This window comes from Burkholderia sp. BCC1208 (assembly GCF_902833095.1).
In the GTDB taxonomy this organism is placed as follows: domain Bacteria; phylum Pseudomonadota; class Gammaproteobacteria; order Burkholderiales; family Burkholderiaceae; genus Burkholderia.
Genome location: NZ_CADFDY010000014.1, coordinates 21,090 through 32,792, shown reverse-complemented (window position 1 = coordinate 32,792; position 11,703 = coordinate 21,090). Strand labels below are relative to the sequence as shown.

At 66.5% G+C, this 11,703-nt stretch carries 16 protein-coding genes; 15 read left to right on the top strand and 1 reads right to left on the bottom strand.

Annotated features, from left to right (window positions below; translation table 11 throughout):
• The first annotated feature begins 93 nt into the window (after positions 1-93).
• On the top strand, positions 94-342 hold the full coding sequence (locus tag HWX09_RS30615; RefSeq protein WP_027783115.1) for a type II toxin-antitoxin system prevent-host-death family antitoxin: 249 nt from the start codon (positions 94-96) through the stop codon (positions 340-342).
• Entirely contained in the window at positions 339-725 is a 387-nt protein-coding gene (locus HWX09_RS30610; RefSeq protein WP_027783114.1) for a type II toxin-antitoxin system VapC family toxin, read from the top strand. The genes HWX09_RS30615 and HWX09_RS30610 overlap by 4 nt, the downstream gene beginning before the upstream one ends.
• Before the next feature lie 26 nt (positions 726-751).
• Here HWX09_RS30610 and HWX09_RS30605 read toward each other — a convergent pair whose 3' ends face one another.
• On the bottom strand, positions 752-1,678 hold the full coding sequence (locus HWX09_RS30605) for a LysR family transcriptional regulator (protein WP_027783113.1): 927 nt from the start codon (positions 1,676-1,678) through the stop codon (positions 752-754).
• A 141-nt stretch (positions 1,679-1,819) separates the two neighbouring features.
• Here HWX09_RS30605 and HWX09_RS30600 point away from each other — a divergent pair, with 141 nt between their 5' ends.
• The 13 genes from HWX09_RS30600 to HWX09_RS30540 all read left to right on the top strand — a co-directional run bounded on the left by HWX09_RS30600 (position 1,820) and on the right by HWX09_RS30540 (position 11,620).
• A complete protein-coding gene (locus HWX09_RS30600) occupies positions 1,820-2,293 on the top strand; it encodes a CidA/LrgA family protein (protein WP_027783112.1) in 474 nt (157 codons plus the stop codon).
• Between the two features lie 13 nt (positions 2,294-2,306).
• On the top strand, positions 2,307-3,029 hold the full coding sequence (locus HWX09_RS30595; RefSeq protein ID WP_027783111.1) for an LrgB family protein: 723 nt from the start codon (positions 2,307-2,309) through the stop codon (positions 3,027-3,029).
• 252 nt (positions 3,030-3,281) lie between these two features.
• Positions 3,282-3,782 (top strand): flagellar basal body-associated protein FliL, encoded by a 501-nt coding sequence (fliL, locus tag HWX09_RS30590; RefSeq protein WP_027783110.1) that lies wholly within the window; start codon positions 3,282-3,284, stop codon positions 3,780-3,782.
• A 22-nt stretch (positions 3,783-3,804) separates the two neighbouring features.
• Positions 3,805-4,803 carry a flagellar motor switch protein FliM gene (gene fliM, locus HWX09_RS30585; RefSeq protein WP_027783109.1) on the top strand — a complete coding sequence of 333 codons (999 nt, stop codon included), beginning with the start codon at positions 3,805-3,807 and terminating at the stop codon, positions 4,801-4,803.
• Positions 4,796-5,284: a flagellar motor switch protein FliN gene (gene fliN, locus HWX09_RS30580; protein ID WP_027783108.1), complete on the top strand. Its 489-nt coding sequence runs from the start codon at positions 4,796-4,798 to the stop codon at positions 5,282-5,284. The genes fliM and fliN overlap by 8 nt, the downstream gene beginning before the upstream one ends.
• Positions 5,281-5,856 carry a flagellar biosynthetic protein FliO gene (fliO, locus tag HWX09_RS30575; RefSeq protein WP_027783107.1) on the top strand — a complete coding sequence of 192 codons (576 nt, stop codon included), beginning with the start codon at positions 5,281-5,283 and terminating at the stop codon, positions 5,854-5,856. Before fliN ends, fliO begins: the two co-directional genes overlap by 4 nt.
• 36 nt (positions 5,857-5,892) lie before the next feature.
• Complete coding sequence (gene fliP, locus HWX09_RS30570; protein WP_027783106.1) at positions 5,893-6,654, top strand: flagellar type III secretion system pore protein FliP; 762 nt, start codon at positions 5,893-5,895, stop codon at positions 6,652-6,654.
• Between the two features lie 17 nt (positions 6,655-6,671).
• Positions 6,672-6,944, top strand: coding sequence for a flagellar biosynthesis protein FliQ (gene fliQ / locus HWX09_RS30565; RefSeq protein WP_006401718.1), 273 nt, complete (start codon positions 6,672-6,674; stop codon positions 6,942-6,944).
• A 28-nt stretch (positions 6,945-6,972) separates the two neighbouring features.
• The gene (gene fliR / locus HWX09_RS30560) at positions 6,973-7,755 is read left to right on the top strand and encodes a flagellar biosynthetic protein FliR (protein ID WP_027783105.1); all 783 of its coding nucleotides are present in this window, start codon (positions 6,973-6,975) and stop codon (positions 7,753-7,755) included.
• Between the two features lie 347 nt (positions 7,756-8,102).
• Entirely contained in the window at positions 8,103-8,627 is a 525-nt protein-coding gene (locus HWX09_RS30555; protein ID WP_027783104.1) for a hypothetical protein, read from the top strand.
• Between the two features lie 180 nt (positions 8,628-8,807).
• Positions 8,808-9,812: an ABC transporter substrate-binding protein gene (locus HWX09_RS30550; RefSeq protein ID WP_027783103.1), complete on the top strand. Its 1,005-nt coding sequence runs from the start codon at positions 8,808-8,810 to the stop codon at positions 9,810-9,812.
• Between the two features lie 114 nt (positions 9,813-9,926).
• A complete protein-coding gene (locus tag HWX09_RS30545) occupies positions 9,927-10,724 on the top strand; it encodes an ABC transporter ATP-binding protein (RefSeq protein WP_027783102.1) in 798 nt (265 codons plus the stop codon).
• Positions 10,725-10,771: 47 nt separating this feature from the next.
• On the top strand, positions 10,772-11,620 hold the full coding sequence (locus HWX09_RS30540; RefSeq protein ID WP_027783101.1) for an ABC transporter permease: 849 nt from the start codon (positions 10,772-10,774) through the stop codon (positions 11,618-11,620).
• The last annotated feature ends 83 nt before the right edge of the window (positions 11,621-11,703 follow it).

Genomic DNA, 11,703 nt, shown 5'->3' with positions numbered 1-11,703 from the left:
CAGGCCTGTCGGCAGGCGACCGCGGTGTTGCGGACATGCACCATATGAACTAAGCTAAGGTTGTACTAAACTTAGTTTATTTGAGGGATGGCCATGCAGACCTACAACATGCATGACGCGAAGACGAACCTGTCGCGTCTGATCGACGAGGCAGTTCACGCGGGTGAACCCTTCGTGATCGCGAAGGCCGGCAAGCCGCTCGTCAAGGTTGTGCCGATCGATGCGCCCGAGGCGACCCGGCCGCCCAGGATCGGCTTCATGAAGGGGCAGATCGTGGTGCCGGCCGACTTCGACACGATGGGTGACGAGGCCATCCGGAAGCTGTTCGAGGGCGACGCGTGAAACTGCTGCTCGACACGCACCTGATTCTTTGGGCGGCGGCGGACGCGGCCGAATTGCCGGATCGTGCCCGTACGCTCATCGAGGATCCCGCCCATGCCCTGTTGTTCAGCGTCGCCAGTCTCTGGGAGATCGTGATCAAGCGCGGGCTCGACCGCGACGATTTTCAGGTCGATCCGCACGCGCTGCGTCGCAATCTGCTCGACGCCGGCTACGTCGAATTGCCGATCACGAGCACGCATGTTCTCGCAGTCGAACAACTGCCGGCAGTGCATCGCGATCCGTTCGATCGACTCCTGATTGCTCAGGCGATTTCGGAAGGCGTCACGTTGCTCACGCACGACCATACGGTGGCCCGGTATCCGGGCCCGATTCAGCACGTCTGATTTACGCCGAGCCAGGGCGCCACCCTTCATTCCCGCGCCCGCAATCCGCCAAACGCGAGATCGTCGCCCGGCGCGAGCGGCAGCGTCGCCCGCGCGACGTCGAGCCATGCCCGCGCCGCGTGCGACAGGTAGCCTTTCTTCAGCCAGCCGAGCGCGATCGCCCACGTGATTTCCGGCTCGACGATCGGCCGGCACGTGAACTGGCCCGCGTCGAGCCGCCGGCAATACGGCTCGGGCAGCAACGCGATGCCGACGCCCGCATGCACGAGCGCGGCCATGAAATCCCAGTGGCCGCTGCGGCTCACGATCGACGGCGTGAAGCCGGCCTGCCGGCACGCATCGAGCACCGCATCGTGCAGCGCGAGGCTTTCCGCATAGAACACGAACGATTCGCGCGCGAGATCCGCGAGCGGTACGGTCGCGTGCTCCTCCCAGCGCGACTCGCGCGGCGCGACAAGCCACAGCGGCGCACGCACCATCGGCAGCCGCTCGAACGTGCCGGGATCGACCGGCTCGAGCAGCCCGCCGAGCTCCAGCTCGCCCGACGTCAGCGCGGCCTCGATCATCCGCGCGCCCTGCTCGAACAGCTTCAGCTCGATGTTCGGATAGCGCTGCTTGTAGGCGGCGATGATCGGCGTGAACAGTGAACCGCCGAGCGGGGGAACGCCGATGGTCAGCTCGCCGCGTCCGAGCGTGCCGAGATCGTTCAGCTCCGATTGCAGCTGCGCCTGCGCGGCGAGCACGTCCTGGCCGCGCTGGAACACGATCCGCCCGGCGTCGGTCAGCACCATCTGCCGGCCGTCGCGCAGCAGGAGCGGCGAACCGATCTCGTCTTCCAGCGCCTTCACCATCTTGCTGATGGTCGGCTGCGTGACGAACAGCTTGTCGGCCGCCGCGGTGAAGCTCTGCTGGCGAACCACCTCGACGAAGTACCGCAGCGCGCGCAATTCCATCGATCACTCCCCAGATTGGTGCGGCAACATCAAAACGAATTCCGAATTGGAATGACAAGGATAGAGACAAGTCATTTTATTTATGGTTAGGGGAAACCCTATACTGACGCCATCGACCGAAACATCTGGATGGAGCCCGTCATGAACAAGCCGACCGCCACTGCCGCCGCCCGCCCTGCCGCATCGGGCAACCTCGCGCACACGGGCCGGATCGTGCTGCAGGCCGCCGCGCTCGGCGTGCTATGGATGGCGGTCGACTGGGCCGTGCGCAAGGTCGGGCTGCCGATTCCGTCCGGCGTGATCGGCCTCGCGGTGCTGCTCGTGCTGCTGTTCTCGGGCCGCGTCGCACCGGCATGGGTGAAGGACGGCGCGAACTGGCTGCTGTCCGACATGCTGCTGTTCTTCGTGCCGGCCGCCGTCGCGGCCGTGCAGTACGGCGGGCTGTTCCGCGAGGACGGCTGGCGCATCGCGCTGGTGATGCTCGCCGGCACCGCGTTCGTGATGGTCGCGGTGGCCGTGGCGGTCGATCTGGCCGCGAAGCTCGAACGTCGGCTCGCCGCGCAGCGCGTCTTCGCCGAGCGCCGCCGTACGCGCCTGAGCGCCGTCGCTCACTGAGCCGGAGCCGCCCATGCTCGCCGCGCTTTCGACCCTGCCCGCCGACCGCGTGAATACCGCGATCTCCGTCGGCTGCTTCGTGCTGACGGTCGTGCTCTATTTCGCGTCGAAGCGGCTCTATGCGTACAAGAAGACGCTGCTGTTCTCGCCGCTCGTGTTCGTGCCGGGCGTGCTGGTGCTGCTCGTGCTGCTGACCGGCATCCCGTATTCGGTCTATTTCCGCGACACGCGCTGGCTGATGTGGCTGCTCGGCCCGGCGACGATCGCGTTCGCGGTGCCGATCTACGAGTATCGCGAGCTGATCCGCCGCCACTGGCTGTCGCTGTCGGTCGGCGTCGCGGTCGGGATCTCCGCGGGCGTATGCGGGTCGCTGCTGCTCGCGAAGCTGCTGCATCTGTCGCCCGAGCTGCAGCGCTCGCTGATGACGCGCTCGGTGTCGACGCCGTTCGCGCTCGCCGTGTCGGACAAGATCCACGCGCCGAAGGATCTCACGGCGCTCTTCGTGATCGCGACCGGCATCTGCGGGATGCTGCTCGGCGAACTGGTGCTGGCGCTCGTGCCGATGCGCACGCGGCTCGCGCGCGGCGCGCTGTTCGGCGCGGCCGCCCACGGCGTGGGCACGGCGAAGGCGCGCGAGATCGGCAGCGAGGAAGGCGTCGTGTCGAGCCTGACGATGATGATCGCGGGCGTCGCGATGGTGCTGATCGCGCCGCTGCTGTCGCTATTGCCGATCTGACGATGCACCGGGCGGCGGCAACCGCCCGCCCAGCCGTTCTGCCCGCTCGCTCCGTCTGACGGCCCGACTCCCGCCCCCGCTCCGCCCCCACCTCTCGTTTTCCTCGCCGTTGCTGCCCGGCATCGAGCCGACACCCGGCCGAGCATCGGGACAATCGGCTGAGATAGCTGCAATTCCCCCCTCTTTTCCGCCCATCGGCCTCGGCCCGGATGCCGAACAATGCATGCTACGAGACATCACGCACGCATTCACATGGCCACGACCGCAACCCCGACCGCCGACAAGCCGGCTTCATCCGGCAAGTTCAAGCGCATCGCGCTCATCGCCGTCATCGCGCTGGGCGCGGCCGCCGCCGCCGCCGGCGGCATGTACGTGTTCCTGGGCAAGGCAGGCGTCGGCCATGCGAGCGCGCCCGCCGAGCCGGCGCCGCTTGCCGCGCCGGCGTTTTTCGCGCTCGACCCGCTGACCGTGAACCTGCAGTCCGACGACGGCGCGCAGCACTACCTGCGCGTCGGCCTGTCGCTGAAGCTCACCGACCCGAAGGCGCAGGAGCAACTGACCGCGCGGATGCCGGAAATCCGCAGCCGGATCCTGCTCGCGCTGTCGAACAAGCATCCCGAGGAACTCGCGACGCCGGACGGCAAACGTTCGCTCGCGAACGAGCTGCGGGACCTGATCGAGCAGCCGACGCAGCCGGGCAATCAGCGCGCGAAGGTCGACGACGTCCTGTTCACCGAGTTCGTCGTCCAGTAACGCGGCCGAGAAAGGAGCGCGTATGGGTCACCAGGAGTTCATGTCCCAGGAGGAGGTCGATGCCCTCCTCAAGGGCGTCACGGGCGAAACCGATGCGGTCGACGAGCAGCGCGACACATCGGGCGTCCGCCCCTACAACATCGCGACGCAGGAGCGAATCGTCCGCGGCCGGATGCCCGGCCTCGAGATCATCAACGACCGCTTCGCGCGCCTGTTGCGGATCGGCATCTTCAACTTCATGCGGCGCACGGCGGAAATCTCCGTGAGCCAGGTGAAGGTGCAGAAGTACAGCGAATTCACCCGCAACCTGCCGATCCCGACGAACCTGAACCTCGTGCACGTGAAGCCGCTGCGCGGCACGTCGCTGTTCGTGTTCGACCCGAACCTCGTGTTCTTCGTCGTCGACAACCTGTTCGGCGGCGACGGACGCTTCCACACGCGCGTCGAGGGCCGCGATTTCACGGCCACCGAGCAGCGGATCATCGGCAAGCTGCTGAACCTCGTGTTCGAGCACTACGCGAGCGCGTGGAAGAGCGTGCGGCCGCTGCAGTTCGAATTCGTGCGCTCGGAAATGCACACGCAGTTCGCGAACGTCGCGACGCCGAACGAGATCGTGATCGTCACGCAGTTCTCGATCGAATTCGGACCGACGGGCGGCACCCTGCACATCTGCATGCCGTACTCGATGATCGAGCCGATCCGCGACGTGCTCAGCTCGCCGATCCAGGGCGAGGCACTCGAAGTCGATCGCCGCTGGGTGCGCGTGCTGTCGCAGCAGGTGCAGGCCGCCGAGGTCGAGCTGACCGCGAATCTGGCCGAGATCTCGTCGACGTTCGAGAAGATCCTGAACCTGCGCGCGGGCGACGTGCTGCCGCTGGAGATCGAGGACACGATCACCGCGAAGGTCGACGGCGTGCCGGTGATGGAATGCGGCTACGGAATTTTCAATGGTCAATATGCGTTGCGCGTGCAGAAGATGATCGGCGCGAGCGATTCGATGAAGGAAGGTGGATATGAGTGAGCTGAACCAGACGCCCGACGACGACATGCAAGCGATGGCCGATGCAGCCCTCGCGGCATCGGCCGCCGACGCGCAGGCGCCGGCCGCGGCAGAGGAAGATCCGGGCATGGACGACTGGGCGGCCGCGCTCGCCGAGCAGAACGAGCAGCCGGTGCAGGTGGGTGCGACGGGCGCCGGCGTGTTCCAGCCGCTGTCGAAGGCCGCAGCGAGCTCGACGCACAACGACATCGAGATGATCCTCGACATCCCGGTCAAGATGACCGTGGAGCTCGGCCGCACGAAGATCGCGATCCGCAACCTGCTGCAGCTCGCGCAGGGGTCGGTCGTCGAACTCGACGGCATGGCCGGCGAGCCGATGGACGTGCTCGTGAACGGCTGCCTGATCGCGCAGGGCGAGGTCGTGGTGGTCAACGACAAGTTCGGGATTCGCCTGACCGACATCATCACGCCGGCCGAACGCATCCGGAAGCTGAATCGTTGAACATCGTGATGCCCGTCCAGCGCGCATGCGGCGCGATCTCCGCGACGGCGCTTGCCGTCGCCGCGGCGATCGCGTGCGCGCCGGCAAGCGCCGCCGACATGAACGCCGTCAACCACGCCGGTTCGATCGCGTCGAGCGTGACGGTCGGTTCGGCCGCACCGTCGCTCGGCATCGGCGCGGTGCTGCAGACGCTCGTCGGGCTCGCGGTCGTGATCGGCCTCGTGTTCGCGTGCGCATGGCTCGCGCGCCGCTTCGGCTTCCAGCCGGCGCGGCGCGGCGGCCCGCTGAAGGTCGTGTCGAGCGTCGGGCTCGGCGCGAAGGAAAGCGCGACGATCGTCGAGATCGGCGACACCTGGCTCGTGCTCGGCGTCGCGCCGGGCAACGTGCGCCTGCTGCATACGCTGCCGGCCGGTTCGGCGGCGGCCGCCGCGACCGCGGGTTCGACCTCGGCCGACGCGTCCGCCGGCGGCAATGCGTCCGACGCCGGCTTGCCCGGCACGTTCGGCTCGCGGTTTCGCGACGCGCTCGCGAGCGAAGCCGCGAAACGCCTCGGTCGCGGCAAGGACCGCTGACATGGCGCCGCGCCCTTTTTCCGACCTCGCATTCCGATGAAACACGCAATCCTGCGGCGCGCGGCGCGCATCGCGCCCGTGCTGATCCTCTGTCTCGCCCCGGCGCTTGTCTACGCGCAGGCGAACGGCCTGCCCGCGTTCAACGCGAGCCCGGGCCCGCACGGCGGCACCACCTATTCGCTGAGCGTGCAGACGATGCTGCTGCTCACGATGCTGTCGTTCCTGCCCGCGATGCTGCTGATGATGACGAGCTTCACGCGCATCATCATCGTGCTGTCGCTGCTGCGCCAGGCGCTCGGCACCGCGACGACGCCGCCGAACCAGGTGCTCGTCGGCCTCGCGATGTTCCTCACCTTCTTCGTGATGTCGCCGGTGCTCGACCGTGCGTACAACGACGGCTACAAGCCGTTCTCCGACGGCTCGATGCCGATGGAGCAGGCCGTGCAGCGCGGCGTCGCGCCGTTCAAGACCTTCATGCTGAAGCAGACCCGCGAGACCGATCTCGCGCTGTTCGCGAAGATCTCGAAGGCCGCACCGATGCAGGGCCCCGAGGACGTGCCGCTGTCGCTGCTGGTGCCCGCGTTCGTCACGAGCGAGCTGAAGACCGGCTTCCAGATCGGCTTCACGGTGTTCATCCCGTTCCTGATCATCGACATGGTTGTCGCGAGCGTGCTGATGTCGATGGGGATGATGATGGTGTCGCCGTCCACCGTGTCGCTGCCGTTCAAGCTGATGCTGTTCGTGCTGGTCGACGGCTGGCAGCTGCTGATCGGCTCGCTCGCGCAGAGCTTCACGTAAGCGGAGGAACACGCGCGATGACGCCCGAACAAGTGATGACGCTGGCGCACCAGGCGATGATGGTCGGCCTGCTGCTCGCGGCCCCGCTGCTGCTGGTCGCGCTCGCAGTCGGCCTCGTCGTGAGCCTGTTCCAGGCCGCGACGCAGATCAACGAAGCGACACTGTCGTTCATCCCGAAGCTGCTCGCGGTTGCCGCGACGCTCGTGATCGCCGGCCCGTGGATGCTGACGACGATGCTCGACTACCTGCGGCAGACGCTGCTGCACGTCGCGACGCTCGGCGCCGGTTGAGCGGCGCGCACGGCTCGGCCCGCCGGCGATGTTCTCGGTTACCTACGCGCAGCTCAACGGCTGGCTCACGGCGTTCCTGTGGCCGTTCGTGCGGATGCTCGCGCTCGTCGCGACCGCGCCCGTGGTCGGCCACGCGGCGGTGCCCGTGCGCGTGAAGATCGGCCTGGCCGCGTTCATGGCGCTGGTCGTCGCGCCGACGCTCGGCGCGATGCCGGACGTCACCGTGTTCTCCGCACCGGGGATCTGGATCCTCGTCACGCAGTTCCTGATCGGTGTCGCGATGGGCTTCACGATGCAGCTCGTGTTCGCGGCCGTCGAGGCGGCCGGCGACTTCATCGGGCTGTCGATGGGCCTCGGCTTCGCGACCTTCTTCGATCCGCACACGAGCGGCGCGACGCCGGTGATGGGCCGCTTCCTGAACGCGGTCGCGATGCTCGCGTTCCTCGCGGTGGACGGCCACCTGCAAGTGTTCGCGGCGCTCGCCGCGTCGTTCCAGTCGCTGCCGGTGTCGGGCGACCTGCTGCACGCGCCCGGCTGGCGCATGCTCGCCGCGTTCGGCGCGACCGTGTTCGAGATGGGGCTGCTGCTCGCGCTGCCGGTGGTGGCGGCGCTGCTGATCGCGAACCTCGCGCTCGGCATCCTGAACCGCGCGGCGCCGCAGATCGGCGTGTTCCAGGTCGGTTTTCCGGTAACGATGCTGGTCGGGCTGCTGCTCGTGCAGCTGATGGTGCCGAACCTGGTGCCGTTCGTGTCGCATCTGTTCGACATGGGGCTCGATGCGATGGGAAGAGTCACGACCGGATGGCGATAAAAGGGCATTCGTACCGGACGCGTCGCCATCGTATTTCGAGCGTCGATGAGCATCGCGTCGCGCATCGGCTGCTGACGGCGACGTGAAATCACGTCACCCTGCGCCGTAATTTTCGAACCTGTCTGATTGCCAGGGGTTCGAGCAAAAAATACCCTGACCGGCTCATTCCACATAGCGCGCTTCATCGAGTGCCCGGTCGTTCAATATGCTCTACACCGGCACAGAAGCAGCACACGCATGGCATGGCCGTTCGCCAATTTCCTCTGCATTGTTCGATATCAACTCGATGTCGTCGTTCGCGAAAGCGATTACACCGTGCTGCATTTCATATACAAGCGTTAGCCAATATGACCGGGATCATCGTTCGCGTCACGCCGCTCGCTACGCCGGCAATCGCCGACGTCCGTTGGGACGAGGACAGTTTCACGCTCTCGTGCGGAATTCGCTATGCGCCGGATAATCAGCCGGCTCGGCCGACAATGCTTCGCGACCGACTGGACGGGCAATTCGGCATTCCATCAGACGCTCCTCGCATCATCATTGCCGGCACCTTGACCCTCACGCTCGACCGCGCGAGCCGTTTGTCATCGCTCGATTTCTACACCAACGTCGATTACTGGCGAAAGGTCGATACGTTGCCGCCCATACCGGTCTCGCCACGTACGCCGAGCTTCTGGGCCGAATTCGACGCGTTCGGACGCGCGAGTGCCCCGGAGCCGGCCGTCGGGCTTGACCGCGCGTCGCAATGCATATATTTGATCTGGCGCGACGATGCGTCGGTCCGATACACGATCGGGCCGAATGTCTCGGTCGCTGCCGCGTCGGATGGCAGTCTGGCTCGAATCGAACTCGCCGGCATTTCCCCGTTTTGACGGCCCGACCAGATCAGCCCGTCATTTTTCCCCTCACCGTCGCAAATTCTTGCGGATTGCTGGAAAACCCCTAAAGGTTCAAACAACCCGCGAAAGGTTGCAGAAGGTTTCTCCTCCCTATACTCGTCGTGACGATGCAGCAAGCATCGCGCCATGAATACAACGAACGGAGACGACCCCATGCGACCCATCCTGCGCACCCTCGCCGTTGCAGCCAGCCTGAGCTGCGCGCTCGCCGCTCACCCTGCTCTCGCCGACGACGGCGGCAAGATCACGATCATGGTCGGCGGGATCGCGAAGCTGATCTATCTGCCCGCGCGGCTCACGCAGGAGCTCGGCAACTTCAAGGCCGAAGGGCTCGACGTCGAGCTGCTGTCGCAGCCGGCCGGCGTCGACGCCGAGAACGAACTGCTTGCGGGCGCCGTGCAAGGCGTCGTCGGCTTCTACGACCACACGGTCGACCTGCAGAGCAAGGGCAAGGATGTGAAGGCGATCGCCGTGTTGTGCCAGGTGCCGGGCGAAGTCGAGATGGTGTCGACCAAGGCCGCGCCGACGTTCAAGTCGATGGGCGACGCGAAAGGCAAGACGCTCGGCGTGACGGGCCTCGGCTCGTCGACGAGCTTCCTCACCCAATACCTCGCGCTGGCGCACGGCGTGCCGTCGACGCAGTACACGATGCTGCCGGTCGGCGCCGACGCGAGCTTCATCGCAGCGATCAAGCAGAGCCGCATCGACGCCGGGATGACGACCGAGCCGACGGTGTCCGCGCTCGAGAAGATGGGCGATGCGAAGGTGCTGGTCGACATGCGCACCGTCGACGGCACGCGCGCCGCGCTCGGCGGCACCTACCCGGCCGCGAGCCTGTACGTGCAGTCGGCCTGGGCCGATGCGCACAAGGCGGAGGCGACCAAGCTCGCGCACGCGTTCGCGAAGACGATGCAGTTCATCCACACGCACAGCGCCGAGGAAATCGCCGCGAAGATGCCGGCCGACTACCAGAAGGACAAGGCGCTGTACGTGGCCGCGCTGAAGGCGTCGCTGCCGATGTACACCGCCGACGCGAAGATGCCGGCCGACGGCCCGGCGACGGTGCTGAAGGTGCTGTCGGCGTTCAATCCGTCGGTGAAGGGCAAGCACATCGATCTGGCGCGCACGTACACGAACGACTTCGTGAACGCGAAGTAAGCAGCGACGCCGGCGGCGGCGATCCCGCCGCCGTGCGTTCCCCGTTCCGGCCCGGTTGACCGGCCCGGCGCCGCCGCAGCACGCGGCGCTCTCCTCACCCGCAGGACGAATGCGATGAATCAGGCAGTTTCTCCGAGCACACCGGCGATCGAATTTCGCAATGTGTCGTGCCGCTTCATTTCGCCGGAAGGCAAGGCCACCGTCGCGTTGCGCGACTTCAGCATGAGCGTCGCGCGCGGCGAATTCGTCGCGATCGTCGGCCCGACCGGCTGCGGCAAGTCGACGACGCTGAACCTGATCACCGGGCTGCTCAAGCCCGTGTCGGGCGACGTCCGCGTGATGGGCCGCCCGGTCGACGGGATCGACCCGCGCATCGGCTTCGTGTTCCAGGCCGACGCGGTGTTCCCGTGGCGCAACGTGATCGACAACGTCGCGGCCGGCCCGCTGTTCCGCGGCCGCTCGAAGGACGTCGCGTATGCGCAGGCCGAGGAATGGATCCGCAAGGTCGGCCTCGACAAGTTCACGAAGCACTACCCGCACCAGCTCTCCGGCGGGATGAGAAAGCGCGTCGCGCTCGCGCAGACCTTCATCAATCAGCCGGAAATCCTGCTGATGGACGAGCCGTTCTCCGCGCTCGACATGCAGACGCGCACGCTGATGCAGGACGAGCTGCTGCAGCTGTGGTCGGCGAACAAGGGCTCGGTCGTGTTCGTCACGCACGATCTCGAGGAAGCGATCGCGCTCGCCGACCGCGTATTCGTGCTGACCGCACGCCCCGCGACGCTCAAGCGCGTGTACGAAATCGATCTGCCGCGCCCGCGCGTCATGTCGGAAGTGCGCTACGACGCGCGCTTCATCGAAATTTCCAAGGACATCTGGCACGACCTGCGCGAAGAAGTGCAGATCGGCTGACGCATACGCCGCACGGCAAGAACAGCAAGGACAGGAGCATGACCGACATGACGATTCCCACCACCGCCCTTCCGGCGACGACGCTCGAGGACGACGAGCGCGCCGCGCAACGCCGGTTGCGCCGCCGGCGCAATCTGATCGTCACGCTGCGGATCGCCGTGCTCGTGATCGTGCTGGGCGGGTGGGAACTCGCCGCACGGCTGAAGTGGATCGATCCGTTCTTCTTCTCGATGCCGTCGCTGATCTTCGAGCAGATCCAGGACTGGTTCGTGAACGGCACGTCGCAGGGCCCGCTGCTCACGCAGGTGTGGGTCACGCTCGAGGAAACCGCGATCGGCTTCCTGATCGGCTCGGTCGCCGGCGTGATTTGCGGGATCGTGCTCGGCCGCAACAAGCTGATGGCCGACGTGTTCGGCCTGTACATCCAGATCGCGAACTCCATTCCGCGCGTCGTGCTCGGCTCGGTGTTCGTGATCGCGCTCGGCCTCGGGATGGCGTCGAAGATCGCGCTGGCCGTCGTGATGGTGTTCTTCGTCGTGTTCGGCAACGCGTTCCAGGGCGTGCGCGAAGCCGACCGCTACCTGATCGCGAACGCGCAGATCCTCGGCGCGTCGCGCCGGCAGATCACCACGTCGGTCGTGATCCCGTCCGCGCTGAGCTGGATCCTCGCGAGCCTGCACGTGAGCTTCGGCTTCGCGCTGGTCGGTGCGGTGGTCGGCGAATTCCTGGGTTCCAAGCAAGGGATCGGGCTGTTAATCTCCACGGCCCAGGGCGCGTTCAACGCGAGCGGCGTGTTCGCGGCGATGATCGTGCTGGCCGTGGTCGCGCTGGCCGCCGACTACCTGCTGACGCGAATCGAGAAGCGGCTGCTGAAGTGGCGCCCCGCGGCGTTCTGAACGCTGGCGGCCGACGCCTGACATGACACCTCCGACCGCGCCGGCGACCCCGGCGCGGTTCGGCATTTCCGAGAAGGAGCGCA